The 15,997-nt window shown below is 71.3% G+C and carries 14 protein-coding genes; 8 read left to right on the plus strand and 6 right to left on the minus strand.

Features of this window, described 5'->3' with window-relative positions; genetic code table 11:
• Nucleotides 1–2 precede the first annotated feature (2 nt).
• Genes ABZW03_RS22605 through ABZW03_RS22615 form a run of 3 tightly spaced genes read left to right on the plus strand, consistent with a single transcriptional unit; the run spans nucleotide 3 to nucleotide 2,878 of the window.
• A complete protein-coding gene (locus ABZW03_RS22605; protein ID WP_355261071.1) occupies nucleotides 3–248 on the plus strand; it encodes a heavy-metal-associated domain-containing protein in 246 nt (81 codons plus the stop codon).
• Nucleotides 215–1,666 (plus strand): glycosyltransferase family 2 protein, encoded by a 1,452-nt coding sequence (locus tag ABZW03_RS22610; protein WP_355261074.1) that lies wholly within the window; start codon nucleotides 215–217, stop codon nucleotides 1,664–1,666. Before ABZW03_RS22605 ends, ABZW03_RS22610 begins: the two co-directional genes overlap by 34 nt.
• Before the next feature lie 15 nt (nucleotides 1,667–1,681).
• Nucleotides 1,682–2,878: a hypothetical protein gene (locus tag ABZW03_RS22615; RefSeq protein ID WP_355261077.1), complete on the plus strand. Its 1,197-nt coding sequence runs from the start codon at nucleotides 1,682–1,684 to the stop codon at nucleotides 2,876–2,878.
• A gap of 49 nt (nucleotides 2,879–2,927) precedes the next feature.
• Here ABZW03_RS22615 and ABZW03_RS22620 read toward each other — a convergent pair whose 3' ends face one another.
• Together ABZW03_RS22620 and ABZW03_RS22625 are read right to left on the minus strand one after the other, a co-directional pair.
• Nucleotides 2,928–5,072, minus strand: a complete 2,145-nt coding sequence (locus tag ABZW03_RS22620) for an acyltransferase family protein (RefSeq protein WP_355261080.1) — start codon at nucleotides 5,070–5,072, stop codon at nucleotides 2,928–2,930.
• Nucleotides 5,073–5,292: 220 nt separating this feature from the next.
• The gene (locus ABZW03_RS22625) at nucleotides 5,293–5,787 is read right to left on the minus strand and encodes an N-acetyltransferase (protein ID WP_355261083.1); all 495 of its coding nucleotides are present in this window, start codon (nucleotides 5,785–5,787) and stop codon (nucleotides 5,293–5,295) included.
• Between the two features lie 418 nt (nucleotides 5,788–6,205).
• On the opposite strand from ABZW03_RS22625, the gene ABZW03_RS22630 reads away from it, so the two are divergent.
• Nucleotides 6,206–7,159 (plus strand): helix-turn-helix domain-containing protein, encoded by a 954-nt coding sequence (locus ABZW03_RS22630; RefSeq protein ID WP_355261110.1) that lies wholly within the window; start codon nucleotides 6,206–6,208, stop codon nucleotides 7,157–7,159.
• 115 nt (nucleotides 7,160–7,274) lie between these two features.
• Here ABZW03_RS22630 and ABZW03_RS22635 read toward each other — a convergent pair whose 3' ends face one another.
• The 4 genes from ABZW03_RS22635 to ABZW03_RS22650 form a co-directional block, all read right to left on the minus strand.
• Complete coding sequence (locus tag ABZW03_RS22635; RefSeq protein WP_355261086.1) at nucleotides 7,275–8,174, minus strand: histidine phosphatase family protein; 900 nt, start codon at nucleotides 8,172–8,174, stop codon at nucleotides 7,275–7,277.
• A 154-nt stretch (nucleotides 8,175–8,328) separates the two neighbouring features.
• Complete coding sequence (gene mctP, locus ABZW03_RS22640; protein WP_355261089.1) at nucleotides 8,329–9,942, minus strand: monocarboxylate uptake permease MctP; 1,614 nt, start codon at nucleotides 9,940–9,942, stop codon at nucleotides 8,329–8,331.
• Nucleotides 9,939–10,202: a DUF3311 domain-containing protein gene (locus ABZW03_RS22645; RefSeq protein ID WP_355261092.1), complete on the minus strand. Its 264-nt coding sequence runs from the start codon at nucleotides 10,200–10,202 to the stop codon at nucleotides 9,939–9,941. Before ABZW03_RS22645 ends, mctP begins: the two co-directional genes overlap by 4 nt.
• 371 nt (nucleotides 10,203–10,573) lie before the next feature.
• Complete coding sequence (locus tag ABZW03_RS22650; protein ID WP_355261095.1) at nucleotides 10,574–11,365, minus strand: GntR family transcriptional regulator; 792 nt, start codon at nucleotides 11,363–11,365, stop codon at nucleotides 10,574–10,576.
• Between the two features lie 337 nt (nucleotides 11,366–11,702).
• Between ABZW03_RS22650 and ABZW03_RS22655 the strand changes: the two genes are divergently transcribed.
• The 4 genes from ABZW03_RS22655 to ABZW03_RS22670 all read left to right on the plus strand — a co-directional run.
• Nucleotides 11,703–12,977: an extracellular solute-binding protein gene (locus tag ABZW03_RS22655; RefSeq protein WP_355261098.1), complete on the plus strand. Its 1,275-nt coding sequence runs from the start codon at nucleotides 11,703–11,705 to the stop codon at nucleotides 12,975–12,977.
• A gap of 148 nt (nucleotides 12,978–13,125) precedes the next feature.
• The gene (locus ABZW03_RS22660; protein WP_355261101.1) at nucleotides 13,126–14,094 is read left to right on the plus strand and encodes a sugar ABC transporter permease; all 969 of its coding nucleotides are present in this window, start codon (nucleotides 13,126–13,128) and stop codon (nucleotides 14,092–14,094) included.
• Nucleotides 14,091–14,921 carry a carbohydrate ABC transporter permease gene (locus ABZW03_RS22665; RefSeq protein ID WP_355261104.1) on the plus strand — a complete coding sequence of 277 codons (831 nt, stop codon included), beginning with the start codon at nucleotides 14,091–14,093 and terminating at the stop codon, nucleotides 14,919–14,921. The genes ABZW03_RS22660 and ABZW03_RS22665 overlap by 4 nt, the downstream gene beginning before the upstream one ends.
• 6 nt (nucleotides 14,922–14,927) lie before the next feature.
• The coding region (locus tag ABZW03_RS22670; protein WP_355261107.1) for a glycoside hydrolase family 3 protein at nucleotides 14,928–15,997 on the plus strand (1,070 nt) is incomplete at its 3' end.

Below are 15,997 nucleotides of genomic sequence, written 5' to 3' on the forward strand. Positions count from 1 at the left end.
GCATGAGCTGCGGCCACTGCGAGAAGACCGTCAGCGCCGGGCTCGCCGTCCTGCCGGGCGTCACCGACGTCAGCGCCGACGCGCCGAGCGGGCGGACGGGCCGCCGCCCGCGGACCGTCCGCCCCAGGGCTGACGCCACCGGGCCGACCGCCCACGAACGATCCCTGCCCCGCCCGGGGGCCGAGACGACACCAGACGAGGAACTGCTTTCGCCATGTCATCGACAACCGCCGAGCGGACCGTGCTGACCACGTCCCGCGAGGCCGCCCGGCTCGCCGAGCGACAGATGTCGTGGAAGCCCCGGGTGGCGCCGTTCTACGTGTCCTTCGCGATCATCTTCGCGTTCTCGGTGTGGGCGTACGTGCCCAACCCGACCCCGCTCGGCTGGGCGATCACCATCCTGTGGGGCATGCCGGTGTTCGGCGTGCTGATCGGCTTCCAGGGCGTGCTGATGGTCCGCCGCCGGCTGCGCCAGGTCAGCCGGATGACCCCGGCCGCGCCGGTCGAGGACGACTTCCTGATCGTGCTGGTGCCGACCATCGGCCGCCACGACACCTACCCGGCGCTGGAGCGCTCGGTGCTCTCGTACGTCGAGCACCTGCCGCCCTACTTCCCGTGGATGCGGGTGGACATCCTCACCGAGGAGGGCTGCGCCGCCGCGGAGAAGATCGACGAGCTGGCCGAGCGCCACCCGCTGATCCGGGTGGTGACCGTCCCGAAGGCGTACGAGACGCCCAACGGGACCAAGTTCAAGGCCCGCGCCAACCACTACTCTCACGAGCTGCGGATCGAGGAGGGCGAGGCCGAGGACGACGTCTGGGTGCTGCACATGGACGACGACACCGGCGTCGGCCCGGACACCGCCGCCGCCGTCGCCCAGTTCGTCAACCGGCAGCGCCGGGCCGGGGACGACGCCAAGCACATGGCGCAGGGCATCCTGACGTACCCGCGCGAGAACGCCGTCTCCACCTTCACCTGGCTCGCCGACGCGATCCGCCCGGCCGACGACATCGCCCGCTTCCGCGCGATGACCGGCACCGGCACCCCGATCGCGGGCGTGCACGGCGAGCTGCTGATCGTGCGCTCCTCGGTGGAGGCCACCATCGGCTGGGACTTCGGACCGAAGACCATCGTCGAGGACGCCCAGATGGCGCTCAACTTCTGCCAGCGCTACCCCGGCCGCAGCGACTGGTTCAACGGCCGCTGCTACGGCGCCTCGCCGGCCGGCGTCAAGGACTTCCTCAAGCAGCGCGAGCGCTGGGCCTGGGGCCTGGTCGCGCTCTGCTTCAACAAGACCATCCCGCTGCGGTACCGGCTGTTCATCGGGATGGGCATGGTCAGCTGGGTGCTGGGCCCGCTGCAGCACGTCGGCCTGGTGCTGCTGGTGGCGTGGTTCACCGGCACCTGGAACACCTCGCCGGTCACCCAGTCCGTGGTGCTGGTCTGGGCGATCAACTTCGCCTACGTCATCTGGACGTACTGGGAGGGCCTGCGGCTGAACGTGGTGGCCTCGGCCAACCACCGGCGCAAGTGGTGGGAGCCGATCGTCGTGGTGGCGGGCATCCCGCTGTTCTCCTTCCTGGAGGGCTGGGGCGGGCTCCGGGGACTGATCAAGTTCCTGAAGCGCGAGGAGAACAAGTTCGTCGTCATCGCCAAGCCGGCCTGATCGGAGGTCACGACCGTGAAGCGTCCCGTCATCTTCATCCTTCCGACCGTGGTGGTCGCCGTGACCGTCGGCATCCCGATCGTCTGGGGGGACCACCCGATCAAGTTCGACCGCCAGCGCCCCACCGCGGTGCACTGGGCCGGCGAACCGGCCGAGCAGGGCCGGGTCTGGGGCTTCGGGAAGGACGCGCCGCCGGTGGAGGACACCGGCCCCAAGGTGGCCCGCCCGTGGACCAAGGGCAGCCCCGAGTGGGGCGTGCAGGTGTACTGGCTGGACGACCCGGCGGACCCGGACAGCTTCGTCCAGGGCAAGGTCGACCGCATCGTGAAGTACGTGGTCGGGCTGAACGCCAACTCCCTGTCGGTGACGTTCCCGTACTACACCACGGGGCCCAGGTCGAACGCCGTCGCCGCCCGGCCGACCACCCCGAGCCCGGACCGGCTGGCCCTGCTGCTGGACACCGCCCACCGGGCCGGCCTGCGCACCACCGTGCGGCCGATCCTGGACGAGGAGGTGTTCAACTACTCCGCCACCGGCGTGTGGCGCGGCAACATCGCGCCCACCGACAAGGACGCCTGGTTCACCAGCTACGCCGCCTTCCTGGCGCCGTACCTGAAGACCGCCCAGGAGCACTCCGCGGCCGAGTTCACCATCGGCACCGAGTTCAACTCGCTGGAGAACGACCCGCACTGGCCGGGCCTGATCGAGCAGGCCCGGAAGGCCTTCCGCGGCCAGCTGGTGTACGACGCCAACTGGGACAACTGGTCCAAGGGGCCGCTCCCGCTGCCGACCGACGGGACCGGCGTGGACGCCTACTTCCCCGCCAAGTCGGCGGGCGACGACGCCCCGGTGGCCGACCTGGTGGCCAGCTGGCAGAGCTGGCTCGACAAGCGGGGCCCGGGGCCGCAGCCGGCCACCAAGCTCACCGAGGTGGGCATCCCGGCGCAGAAGGGCGCCTACAAGACGCCCGGCGACTTCTACACCAAGCGGGAGCTGAACGAGCCCGTCCAGGCCGCCTGGTTCACCGCGGTCTGCCAGGTGGCGCAGGAGCGCAAGCTGGGCGGGGTGTACTTCTGGTCGCTCTACTTCGGCATCGACCCGACCCTGCCGACCAACCAGGACACCCCGCGGATGGACTTCGCCGGGCGCCCCGCCTCCGAGCAGGCGATCCGCAACTGCTTCGCGCAGTCCTACGAGCTGCCGCCCTCCTGAGGCGCGCAGCCGCCGGGGCCCCGCCGCCCCGGGGCCCCGGCGCCGCCGGTCAGTGCCCGTCGCCCTGGGGGCCGGTCGCCTTGGCGGTCGGGGTCCGGGTGGGCGACTTCGCCGGGGTGTGGGCGGTCGGCTTGCCGGTCGACGTCGGGGTCGGGGTGGGCGTCGGCGTGGGAGTCGGGGTGGGCGTGGCCGTCGGGGTCGGGGTCGGGGTCGGCGTGGGAGTCGGCGTCGGCACCGCGGCGGGCCGGTCCGGCGCCGCGCCGGCCAGTGCGCCCGCGATCTCCTTCTCCAGCCACGGGGTGACGAACCGCATGCCGGCCGCGGTGAGGTGCACCCCGTCGTTGGCCGGGGAGACCAGGTGGCCCTTCTCGTCCTTCCAGGCGCAGGTCTCGTACGGGCAGTAGAAGGTGTTGAGGTCGAGCAGCCGGACGGCGCCGCCGGAGGCCTTCGCGAAGTCGGCGATCTGCTGGTTGTAGCAGGTGCCCCAGGTCTTGTTGATGGCGCCGTTCTCGACCCGCTCGTTCATCAGCAGCACCTGGGCGCCCTGCGCGCGGCGGCGGATCTGGTCCACGGCCTGGGAGAGCTGGGTGCCGTAGCGGGTCCGGTAGTCCTCGTCGCACGGGTTGAGCCAGCTGCCGTCGAGGTACTGCTCGGCGGCGTCCCAGCCGAGGTGGACCACGACGGCCTGCGGGCCGGTGCCGAGCTGCCGGTCCCAGGCGGCGGCCCGGTCCCGGCACTCCTGGCTGGTCTCGAACTCCTCCTGGGAGGTGGTGCGGACCTTCTCCGAGCCGAACACCCCGCAGCCACTGATCCCGCCGTCGACGACGCGGTAGCGGTCGCCGTGCCGGTACAGGCCGGTGGAGAGGTCCTGGGAGAAGGAGTCGCCGAGGAGCAGGACCATCGGCCGGCCGCCCGGCCCGGACTTCATGTCGTGCGCCACCCAGGCGGGCAGGTACCAGGCGCCGGTGGTGGCCACCGCGGCGGTGACGGCCACCAGCGGGACGGCCGGGAAGGCCCGCCAGCGCAGCACCCGGAGCTTCTCGGTGCCGGTGTGCAGCAGCCAGGCCAGCACCCAGGAGACCGGTGCGCCGATGAGCAGCAGCCGCTTCGGCGAGATGTCGTCGACGAAGTGCTGGAGCAGCCAGTACACCGGCAGGTGGAGCAGGTAGAGGCTGTAGGAGATGGTGCCGGTGAGCCGCAGCGGGGGCAGCGACATCAGCCACACCAGCGGTCCCCGCTCCTGGCAGAGCGAGACGGTGAGGACGGCGGCCAGGGCCGCGACCACGGCCAGCCCGCCCCGGTAGAGCCACGGCTCGTGGTAGTTGCCGACGGAGAGGCTGGCCCAGACCAGCCCGCCGAGGGCCGCGACGCCGACCACGGTGGGCAGGACGGGGCCGGCCGGCACGCGCGAGCGGGAGCGCGGCCCGCCGTCGCCGGCGCGGGCCTTGCGGCGCAGCCGCAGGTAGACCCCGAAGGCGGCGGTGGCGCCGGCCGCGAAGCCGACCGCGCGGGTCTCGGTGCCGAGGTAGAGGCGGTCGCTGTTGTGGCCGTTCCACAGCAGCGGGGCGATCAGCGCCGAGACGACGAACAGTCCGGCGGTGACGAGGCCGGCCGCGCGGATCGAACGGCGGCAGATCCCGTAGACCATGAGCAGCAGCAGCGGCCAGACCGCGTAGAACTGCTCGGTGATGCTGAGCGACCACATGGCCGCGAGCGGGTCGATCGAGGCGAAGTGCTGCCAGTAGGCGTCACCGCGGGACAGCTGGGCCCAGTTGGCGATCTGGGCGAGCGCGGCGAGCGCCTGCGGACGGAGGTCCCTGACGTCCCGTAGCGGACTGACCAGGGCGGACAGCCCCACCACCAGGATGATGGTGGCGAACAGGCCGGGCAGCAGCCGCTTGGCCCGGCGGCGGTAGAAGACGCCGAGCCGGATGCCGTCGGTGCGGTCCAGCTCGCGGACCAGCACCAGGGTGACCAGGAAGCCGGAGAGGACGAAGAAGACGTCCACCCCGAACAGGCCGTTCTGGAACCAGTTGGTGTGGTACAGCAGCACCGACGCGATCGCCAGGCCGCGCAGACCGTCGACCGCCTTGAAGCGGACGGAGGGCGGCAGCGGACCGCGGGGTTCCGGGGTCGGCGCGGGGATCGCGTAGCGGCTGGTGGCGGGGGCTTCGAAGCCCCTGCTCCTGCGCATGTCCTGGAGCGTGGGTCCGCTCGCGGACGCGCCGAGGCCGGGCCCGTCGTCCATGTGGTCTGTTCCCCCGGGGTCGATCGACTGTCGCGACGTGTCCAGAGGACACGTCTTGATCTGTGGTTTATATCAAAAGACGCCTGTTGATCGTCTGTCGGTCACCGACCAGGGGAAACGCCGGTGAGGTCCGACGGCCGCTCAGCGGCCGCCGCGGGGCCCGTCGTCAGAAGGCCATGGTGTAGACCATCAGGTCCATCCCCGGGTACGGGGCCCAGTCGCGCTCGGGGGTGCGCCGGAAGCCGACGCGTTCGTAGACGCGGTGGGCGGCGGTCATCTCCGGGCGGGTGGAGAAGGCCATGCCGGCCAGGCCGAGGTCGCGGCTGCGGGTGACGGTGGCGCGGACCAGGGCCTCGCCGACGCCGCGGCCGCGGGAGGCGGCGGCGGTGGCGAGCATCCGGATCTCGCCCTCCCGCGGGGAGGCGATGTCCGCCCACGCGGTGCCGCCGACGGCGAAGGTCACGCAGCCGAGGACCCCGGCTCCGGCCGGGTCGACGGCGACCAGGAGTTCGGCCTCCCGGGCCCGTCGGCCGGCGTCGCGCAGCTGCTCGACGTAGCCGCTCGTGGGCTTGGTGTAGCCGTCGCCGACGAAGGCCTCGACGGTGATCCGGTCGGCGTCGGCGAGGTCCTCCGGGAGGGCCTGGCGGATGAGGAAGTCCATCCGGCCAGTGTGCCGGAGGCCTCCGCGGGGTGGTCCTCCGGGGTCGAACGGACCTCGGCACGGACGGTACGGACGGTGGGGACGGCGCGGGCGGCCGGCCCGCCGCCGTGCAGCCGCTCGGGGCGGGCCGGGTCGGCCGGGTAGCCGCCCGGGCGGTGGTAGTTGTCGCGGCCGGCCGCCGGGCCGCGGGAGGTCTCGCGGCCGATCAGGACGCCGAGCAGGCCGAAGCCGCCGACGGCTCCGGCCAGGGCGAGTGCGCTGCCGAGGATGTCGCTGTCCATGCGCACCACTGTGGCGCGGGCGGCGCGGCGACCACGAGTGGCAGGAACGACCGATCACCTCGAAATCCTGCCAGCCGGAGTCTTCCGCGCCGCCCGGCGCGAACGGCATCCTGGACGGCATGGTGAGGAGCGACGGCCTGCTGAAGAACGTGGTCGCGGTGGTGCTGGAGGAGATCCACCCCTTCGAACTGGGCGTGGCCTGCGAGGTGTTCGGCCTGGACCGCACCCCCGAGGGGCTGCCCGGCTACGACTTCGCGATCGCCGGGGCCCGCCCGGGGCCGCACGCCACCCACTCCGGCTTCGCGGTGGACGTCCCGTACGGGCCCGAGCGCCTGGCCGGGGCCGACCTCGCCGTGGTCACCGCGGCCGGCATCCGCGGCAGCTACCCGGAGCCGCTGCTGGCGGCGCTGCGCGGGGTGGTGGAGGACGGCGGCCGGGTGCTGTCCATCTGCAGCGGCGCCTTCGTGCTGGGCGCGGCCGGGCTGCTGGACGGCCGCCGCTCCGCGACCCACTGGCGGCACAGCGGGGAGCTGGCCGCGCGCTTCCCGCTGACCACGGTCGAGCCGGACGTGCTGTACGTGGACGACGACCCGGTGATCACCTCCGCCGGGACGGCGGCCGGCATCGACGCCTGCCTGCACCTGGTGCGCAAGGTGCAGGGCGCCGAGGTGGCCCGGGAGATCGCCCGCCGGATGGTGGTGGCGCCGCACCGGGAGGGCGGGCAGGCGCAGTTCGTGAACCGGCCGCTGCCCGAGGCGGCCGGCGACTCGCTCGCCCCGCTGTTGGACTGGATGCGCCATCACCTGGACGAGGAGGCCACCGTGGAGCGGCTGGCGGCCCGGGCGCACATGTCGCCGCGCACCTTCGCCCGCCGCTTCCAGCAGGAGACCGGCACCACCCCGCACCGCTGGCTGACCGGGCAGCGGGTGCTGCTCGCCCAGCGGCTGCTGGAGTCCACCACCGAGCCGGTGGACGCGATCGCCGTCCGCTGCGGCTTCGGCAACGCGGCCGCCCTGCGGCACCACTTCGGCCGCCGGCTGGGCACCACGCCGCTGGCCTACCGGCGCTGCTTCGCCGACCCGGATTCCTGACCCGGTCCGTATGCCGGACCCGAGTACGGATGCCTGACCCCGAGCCGAGCCCCTGACGCCCGGCCCGCCCCCGGCCCGACTCCCGGTCCCGCCGCACGCGGGAGCCGGCGGCCCGTCAGTCCGCCTCGACCGCCAGGTGCTCGACCCCGTTCCAGCCCTCCGGCCGCAGCCGCCCCTCCTGGGCCCGCCAGAGGCTGGTGGAGCAGTTGTGCACCGGCCCGAGCGCGGTGAGCTGCTCCTCGGTGAGCCGGTCCAGCGCGTAGCGCAGCATCAGCACCGTGCAGTCGTGGGCGACCAGCAGGACGGGCCGTCCGGCCTCCTCCTCGCAGAGGTCCCGCAGCAGGCCGCGCACCCGCAGCGCGACGTCGGCCCAGGACTCGCCGCCCGGCGGGCGGTAGTACAGCTCGCCCATCTTGCGCCGCCGGGCCGCCTCCTCCGGGTGCTTGGCCTCGATCGCGGCCTTCGGCAGCATCTCCAGGACGCCGAGTTCGCGGTCGCGCAGCCGCTCGTCGTACCGGACGGCCAGGGTGACCGGGACGGCGCCGAGCCCGGCGGCCTGGGCGAGCGCGATTCTCGCGGTCTCGGCGGTGCGCACGTACGGCGAGCACCAGACGCTGCGCGGACGGTCGGCGCTGGGCAGGCCGGCCCACCAGCGGCCGAGGGCCTGGGCCTGCTGCCGGCCGTGCAGCGACAGCGGGATGTCGGCGTCGCGGCAGCTGATCGGGACGCTGAGCGCGCCGGCGGCCTCGGCCAGCTGGAACTCGACGTTGGCGGTCGACTCCCCGTGCCGGGTGGCGATCAGCACGGACGGCAGCCGGCCGGCCGCCGCGAGGCGGTGGGCGGCCGCGTGCTGCCCGTGACCGCCCGGGTGCTGCCCGTGGCCGGTGCCGAGCTGCCCCTGGCCGCCGGGGTGCTGACCCTGCGTGGTCCCGTGCTGCCCCTGCGCGGTGACGTGGTGGTGCGGGTTCTGGGTGGACTGGTGCTGGCCGTTGAGGGTGGTGCCGAGTTCTGCCATGGCCGCGAGCTCCCCGTGGTCGATCAGGTTCCGGCCGGATGCCGGTCCGGTCTGGTGGTGCCCGGCGTGCACGCCTGTTCATACATATGATCGCGCCGCCTCCTCCAGTGTTCACGGAGAAGGCGGCGCGATCACAGGGCGCGTACCGCGCGAATCAGTGCGCCGCTACGGGCTCCGGCGCGTTCTTCAGCTCGTCGTCGCCGGCTTCGGCGCTGTAGTCGGAGGGCTTGGTCTCGTCCGGGCCGTCCGGCGCCTTGACCGCCCGCAGCACCAGGGTGAGCGCCACCGCGACGACCAGGTTGAGCGCGAAGGCGGTCAGGCCGATGTAGCCGATCTCGCCGATGCCGGGGATCTCGGCCGCGTTGCCGCCGAAGTGCTTGGTCTTCGGGCTGGCGATCCCGTACGCCTTCCAGGTGCCGTAGACCATGCCGGCCGCCCAGCCGGCGAACAGCGCCCAGTGGTGGAACCAGCGGGTGAACAGGCCGCCGACGATGGCGACGAAGGTCTGCAGGATCCACAGGCCGCCCAGCAGCTGGAGGTTGATCGCGGCCTGCTTGTCCATGCCGAGCACGAAGACCAGCGCGCCGACCTTCACCAGGAGCGAGACCAGCTTGGCGATCCGGGTCTCGTCGGCGGGGGTGGCGGCGGGCTTGAACCACTCCTTGTAGACGTTGCGGGTGAACAGGTTGGCCGCCGCGATGGACATGATGGCGGCCGGCACCAGCGCGCCGATGCCGATCGCGGCGAAGGCCACGCCGGTGAACCAGTCCGGGAACATGTCCGCGAACAGCTGGGGCACCGACAGCTGGGCGTTGTAGCCCTTGACGCCCTTGCCGACGCCCGCCGCGAGCGCCATGAAGCCGAGCAGTGCCAGCAGGCCGAGCATCAGCGAGTAGGCGGGCATGATCGCCATGTTGCGGCGCACGGTCTTGCGGGACTTGGAGGCGAGCACGCCGGTCACCGAGTGCGGGTACATGAACAGCGCCATCGCCGAGCCGAGCCCGAGCGTGGCGTACGTCCACTGCGCGTTGTCCGGGACGGTCAGCGAGGCCTTCCCGCCCGACGCGCCGAACTTCTGCCCGACCGTGTCGAAGATGTGCCCGTAGCCGCCGAGCCGGATCGGGATGTAGATCACCGCGACGATGATCACGATGTAGACCAGGGCGTCCTTGACGAAGGCGATCAGCGCCGGGGCGCGCAGGCCGGAGGAGTAGGTGTAGGCGGCCAGCACGCCGAAGGCGAGGAACAGCGGCAGGTCCTTGACGAACCAGTTGGCGTTCTCCCCGCCGCCGAGCCCCAGCACGTCCAACACGGCCTGGATGCCGACGAGTTGCAGGGCGATGTACGGCATGGTGGCCAGGATGCCGGTGAGCGCGACCACCAGGGACAGCGGCCGCGAGCCGTACCGGCCGCGCACGAAGTCGGCCGGGGTCACGTAGCCGTGCACCCGGGAGACCGACCAGAGCCGGGGCAGGAAGAGGAAGACCAGCGGGTAGGCGATGATCGTGTACGGCACCGCGAAGAAGCCCGCCGCGCCGGTCGCGTACACCGCCGCCGGGACGGCGACGAAGGTGTACGCGGTGTAGAGGTCGCCGCCGAGCAGGAACCAGGTCACCCAGGTCCCGAAGCTGCGGCCGCCCAGGCCCCACTCGTCCAGGTGCGCGGCGTCGCCCGCGCGGCGCCAGCGCGAGGCGAGGAAGCCCATCACGGTGACGAGGGCGAAGAACAGCACGAAGACCACGAGGGCCGGCACGTTGACGTCCTTCACCGGGCACCGCCCTTCGCGGCCGCCGCGCGGGCCTTCTCGTCCCGGGTGATCAGCAGGTAGGCGGCGACCGTGAACACGGCCGACACCGGCACCCAGAGCAGCTGGTACCAGTAGAAGAACGGCATCCCGGCCACCGCCGGGTCCTTCTTGTCGTACGAGGACACCCAGAGCATCGCGACGATCGGCACGAGCAGGGCGAGTCCGGCCAGTACCCGCTCGGGCGTCACGGCCGGGACGGGTTTCCCGGCTGGCTCGGGCATGACATCTTCGTCGAGGGGGCGATCTGAGGGCATCTTCGGCTCCGCTCCGGAGGGGTTCCCCGTCGGCGCCGCAGCCCGGCCGGCGCCGAGCGCCGTACGGGCCCGCCGAGCAGCACCATCGGTGATCGGCAGTCAGGTCGTACGGCTGCGCAATCTAGAGCATGGGGTGATCCATGTCACTGGAATTGGCGCAACTTCCCACCTGCCGGACGCAACCGACCGATCCGCGCCGCCCGGGCGACGGAAACGCGCCGCCGTGAACGCGGAGGAGCGCCGCGGACCGCAGGCACAAACGCGAAAGGCACCGGCGCGCGGGTCGCGCGCGCCGGTGCCCGAGGTGCGGTGGGGGAGTGCGGCGGCTCCGGACGCTGCTACTCCGGGCGCTTCAGCCGGGTGATGAACTTGTAGCGGTCGCCGCGGTAGATCGAACGGACCCACTCGACCGGATCGCCCTCGGCGTCGAAGGAGTGCCGGGAGAGCTGGAGCATCGGCAGGCCGAGGTCGGAGCCGAGCAGGCCGGCCTCGCGCGGGTTGGCCAGGGTGGTCTCGATGGTCTCCTCGGCCTCGGCCACGGTGACCCCGTACACCTCGCGCAGCGCCGCGTACAACGAGTTGTGCTTGGCCAGGTTGCGGCGCAGGGCCGGGAAGCGCTTGGCGGACAGGTGGGCGACCTCGATGGCCATCGGGTCGCCGTTGGCCAGCCGCAGCCGCTCGATCCGCAGCACCCGGCCGCCGGGCTTGATGTCGAGCAGCGGGGCGAGCCGGTCGTCCGCGGTGATGTAGCCGATCTCGATCAGCCGGGAGGCGGGCTCCAGGCCCTGGGCCCGCATGTCCTCGGTGTAGGAGGTCAGCTGGAGCGCCTGGGCGACCTTGGGCTTGGCGACGAAGGTGCCCTTGCCCTGGATGCGCTCCAGCCGGCCCTCGACGACCAGCTCCTGGAGGGCCTGGCGCACGGTGGTGCGCGAGGTGTCGAACTGGGCGGCCAGCGCGCGCTCGGGCGGCACCGGGGTGCCGGCGGGCTGGGTCTCGGTGAGCTGCAGCAGGTGCCGCTTCAGGCCGTAGTACTTGGGGACGCGCGCGGTCGGGTCGGTACCGGCCTGCGTCGGGAGGTTGTTCACCTCGGGGTCGTTGACCTGGGCGGTGGATCCCCCGTCGCTGCTCATCGGACCTGTTCTCCCGCTTCTCGCGGGGCCTTCAGCGACCCCGCCACATCGTTAACGGCTCACATCGTTGCATGTATGGCTACGGAACGAATACCTCATCACGCGATGAACGATGTGCGGTGTCGGCTTGATAACGGGTGGTCGGGATCGGTCGAACAGCCGTTGACAGGCCCATTGGTCTAGGCCAAGCTCCAGGCAGCTGGTCTACACCACTAGACCGGTAACTATGAATCCCCCCACCCGTTCGAAGGGGTCCGCGGCACCTTTCCCCCCGCTTTGTGTGGGTCTGCCGCTGCCGCCCGACGGGGGCAACCCAGGCATCCCTCAGGAGGATGGCGTGAAGCGTCAGCTCATCGCGGCGGTCGGCGTCGCAGCAATGGTCGTCGGCCTGGCGGCTTGTGGCTCGGACGGCGAGAAGAGCGAGGGCGGCTCGTCCTCGGCGGCCAAGAACTTCGACGGCAAGACCCTGACCGTGTGGCTGATGGACGGCTCCGCCCCCAAGGGCTGGGAGGACAGCGTCAAGGCCGACTTCGCCGCCGCCTACCCGGGTGCCAAGCTCGACATCCAGACCCAGAAGTGGAACGGCATCGGCCAGAAGGTCACCGCCGCCCTCTCCGAGGGTTCGGTGGACGTCCTGGAGATCGGCAACACCCAGACCGCGGGCTACGCGGCCACCGGTGGTCTGCTCGACATCACCAAGGACAAGACCGAGCTGGGCGGCGCCGACTGGGCCGCCAACCTGAACGAGTCCTCGATCATCGAGGGCAAGCAGTACGCCGCCCCGTGGTACTTCACCAACCGCGTGGTGACCTACAACAAGGACATCTGGACCAAGGCCGGCGTCACCACCCCGCCGAAGACCCTGGAGGAGTTCTACGCCGACCTGGACAAGGTCAAGGCCGTCCCCGGCGTCAACGACGCCCTCTACATGCCCGGCCAGGAGTGGTACGTCTACTTCGGCCTGCTGAACAGCGAGGGCGGCAAGCTCGCCAAGAAGGACGGCGACAAGTGGGTCGGCGGCCTGTCGTCCACCGAGGCCCAGAAGGCGTTCGAGACCTACAAGAAGCTGCAGAGCCACTCGACCTCCGCGCCGAAGGACAAGGACGAGGCCACCCCGCAGCAGAAGGACGTCTTCGCCAAGGGTGACATCGGCACCATCATCGGCCTCGGCTGGGAGGTCCCGAAGCCCGAGGAGCTGGCGGCCGACAAGATCGGCTACTTCCCGCTCCCCGGCGCCACCGCGGACAAGCCGTCCAGCGTCTTCCTCGGCGGCTCGAACCTGGCGATCGCCCAGCAGAGCAAGAACCCCGAGCTCGCCAAGGGCTTCCTGAAGATCGCCATGAGCGACAAGAACGAGGGCCTGATGGCCTCCTCCGGCCTCATCCCGAACAAGGTCTCGCTCAACAGCAAGGTCACCGGCGAGTTCGCCAAGGCCGCCCTGCCGGCCTCGGCCAACGGCGCGACCACCCCGAACGTTCCGACCTGGACCAACGTCGAGAACGAGCCGAACCCGATCAAGGACTTCCTGACCTCCGCGCTGAACGGCGACTACGCCGCCGCGGCCAAGAAGGCCGACGACGAGATCGCGAAGCGTCTCAACCAGAAGCAGTAAGGCAGTCGAGCGGCGTCGCTCACCGGCTCCCGGCGGGGGGCCGGTGGGCGACGCCTTCCGTCGTGGTCGGGTTTGCAAGGAAGAGAGAACGATGGCTGCGCAGTCGGAACGGGTGCAGACACAGTCCCCGGAGCCAACGAATTCCGTGGTGGCGTCGACAGACGGGCCCACCACCCCCGGTGCCGAGCGCACCCCGAGGAGCGGCGGCAGACCGTCGGACGGGCCGAGTCTCGCGTCCCGGTTCGCCCCCTACCTGCTGCTGCTGCCGGCCATCGCGGCGACCCTCGTCCTGCTGCTCTGGCCGTTGGTCGAGACGGCCGTGGTGTCGTTCCAGGACCTCAACAGGCGGCAGTTCATCAACCACCTGACCGAGTGGACGGGCTTCACCAACTACACCGACCAGCTCGGCAGTTCGGAGTTCTGGGCGATCACCCTGCGCACGGTGGTCTTCACGGCGGTCAACGTCGTGCTGATCATGGTGTTCGGCACGCTGGTCGGCCTGCTGCTCAACATCCTCGGCAAGCGGATGCGGCTGCTGCTCTCGCTCGGCCTGCTGCTGGCCTGGGCGATGCCGGTGGTCGCCGCGACCACCGTCTACACCTGGCTCTTCGACCAGAACTTCGGCGTCGTCAACTGGTTCCTGGACAAGCTGGGCTGGCACTCCATGGCCCACTTCAACTGGACCAGCGGCCAGTACTCCACCTTCTTCGTGATCATCCTGCTGATCGTGTGGCAGTCGGTCCCGTTCGTGGCGTTCAACATGTACGCGGGCCTGACCACGATCCCCAAGGAGCTCTACGAGGCCGCCCGGATGGACGGCGCCGGCTCGGCCAAGATCTGGAGCTCGGTGATCTACCCGATCATGAAGCCGTTCCTCCTGGCCACGACCTTCCTGGAAGTCATCTGGGTGTTCAAGGCCTTCACCCAGGTCTACCTGATCAACAAGGGCGGACCGGACGGCCTGACCCGCACCCTGCCGGTGCACGCCTTCCTCGAAGGCATCGGGTCCCAGCACTTCGGCGTCGGCTCCGCCATCGCCGTGCTCACCATCCTGATGCTGGCCGCGCTGATGGCCTACTACTTCCGCATCATTCTCAAGCAGGAGGACGAGCTGTGAGGCGCTCGCTTTTCGGACGCACCTGGCCGAACCTGATCGCGGTCGTCCTCTTCGTCTTCTTCATCTTCCCCGTCTACTGGATGTTCTCGACGGCGTTCAAGCAGAACAAGGACATCGTCAGCCGGGACCCCGTCTTCCTGCCGCTGGACGGCACCTTCGAGCACTTCGACCGGGCCGTCAACGTCCCGCACTTCTGGACGTACGTCACCAACAGCCTGATCGTCACCGTCGGCGCGGTGCTCGGCTCGCTGGTGATCGCCACCCTGGCCGCCTTCGCGATCGCCCGGATGCGCTTCCGCGGCCGCAAGAGCTTCGTCCTGGTGGTGATGGCCGCCCAGATGGCGCCCTGGGAGGTCATGGTCATCGCGGCCTACCTGATCGTCCGCGACAACGACATGCTCAACAGCCTGGTGCCCCTGACCGCCTTCTACCTGATGATGGTGCTGCCCTTCACGATCTGGACGCTGCGCGGCTTCATCGCCGCCGTGCCCAAGGAGCTGGAGGAGTCGGCCATGGTGGACGGCTGCACCCGCACCCAGGCCTTCGTGAAGGTGATCTTCCCGCTGCTCGCCCCCGGTCTGATGTCGACCTCGCTGTTCGGCTTCATCACCGCGTGGAACGAGTTCCCGCTGGTCAACATGCTGAACAAGAAGGAGATGGCGCAGACGCTCCCGCTCTGGCTCTCCTCGTTCCAGACCGCGTTCGGCACCGACTGGGGCGCGACGATGGCCGCGTCCACGCTCTTCGCCGTGCCGATCCTGATCCTGTTCATCTTCCTGCAGCGCAAGGCGGTCAGCGGCATGACCGACGGCGCCGTGAAGGGCTGAGTCCACGTGAGCATCCTCGTACCCACCGTCGCGGACAGCGACCAGCTGCACCGCGACGCCCTGACCGTCCTCCAGCCCGGGTTCGTCGGCACCGAGCCGCCGGAGTGGCTGCGCCGCCACCTGGCCGCGGGCCTCGGCTCGGTCGCGCTGTTCGACCGCAACGTGGTCGACCTCGACCAGCTGTCCGCGCTCACCCGGGCGCTGCGCGCCGAGAACCCCGACCTGCTGATCGCCATCGACGAGGAGAGCGGTGACGTCACCCGGCTGGAGGCGGGCTCCGGCTCGTCCTGGCCCGGCAACCTCGCGCTCGGCGCGATCGACGACCCGGCGCTGACCCGGGACGTCGCCCGCGAGCTCGGCCGGGCGCTGGCCGCGGCCGGCGTCAACTACAACTGGGCGCCCACCGCGGACGTCAACTCCAACCCGCGCAACCCGGTCATCGGGGTCCGCTCCTTCGGCGCCGACCCCGAGCTGTGCGCCCGGCACACCGGCGCCTGGGTGGAGGGCCTGCAGTCGGCCGGCGTGGCCGCCTGCTCCAAGCACTTCCCCGGCCACGGCGACACCGCGGTGGACTCGCACCACGGCCTGCCGGTCATCGACGTCGACCTGGACGTGCTGCGGGCCCGCGACCTGATCCCGTTCCAGGCGGCGATCGCGGCCGGCACCAAGGCCGTGATGACCGCCCACATCATGATCCCGGCGCTGGACCCGAAGCTGCCCGCCACCCTGAGCCCGGCCGTGCTGCGCGACCTGCTGCGCGCCGCCCCGGCCGACGGCGGCCTCGGCTACCAGGGCCTGATCGTCAGCGACGCGATCGAGATGGGCGCCATCGCCGACACCTTCGGCATGGGCGAGGGCACCGTGCTGGCCCTGGCGGCCGGCGCGGACGCGATCTGCGTCGGCGGCGGGCTCGCCGACGAGGAGACCGTGCTGATGCTGCGCGACGCCATCGTGGCGGGCGTGCGCTCCGGCCGGCTCGCCGAGGAGCGGCTGGCGGACGCCGCCGCGCGGGTCCGGTCGCTGGGCAGCTGGGGCCGGATCGCGGCCCAGGGCGAGCGGGTCGAGCCGGACCTGGC

The organism is Kitasatospora sp. NPDC004799, assembly GCF_040609095.1.
Lineage (GTDB): Bacteria > Actinomycetota > Actinomycetes > Streptomycetales > Streptomycetaceae > Kitasatospora.

Excerpts from the sequence above, each read along its gene's own strand:
- ABZW03_RS22645 (WP_355261092.1), bottom strand. The coding sequence starts at position 10,202 with ATGCCCGAGCCAGCCGGGAAACCCGTCCCGGCCGTGACGCCCGAGCGG.
- ABZW03_RS22650 (WP_355261095.1), bottom strand. The coding sequence starts at position 11,365 with ATGAGCAGCGACGGGGGATCCACCGCCCAGGTCAACGACCCCGAGGTG.
- ABZW03_RS22610 (WP_355261074.1), top strand. The coding sequence starts at position 215 with ATGTCATCGACAACCGCCGAGCGGACCGTGCTGACCACGTCCCGCGAG.
- ABZW03_RS22635 (WP_355261086.1), bottom strand. The coding sequence starts at position 8,174 with ATGGCAGAACTCGGCACCACCCTCAACGGCCAGCACCAGTCCACCCAG.
- ABZW03_RS22625 (WP_355261083.1), bottom strand. The coding sequence starts at position 5,787 with ATGGACTTCCTCATCCGCCAGGCCCTCCCGGAGGACCTCGCCGACGCC.
- ABZW03_RS22620 (WP_355261080.1), bottom strand. The coding sequence starts at position 5,072 with ATGCGCAGGAGCAGGGGCTTCGAAGCCCCCGCCACCAGCCGCTACGCG.
- ABZW03_RS22605 (WP_355261071.1), top strand. The coding sequence starts at position 3 with ATGAGCTGCGGCCACTGCGAGAAGACCGTCAGCGCCGGGCTCGCCGTC.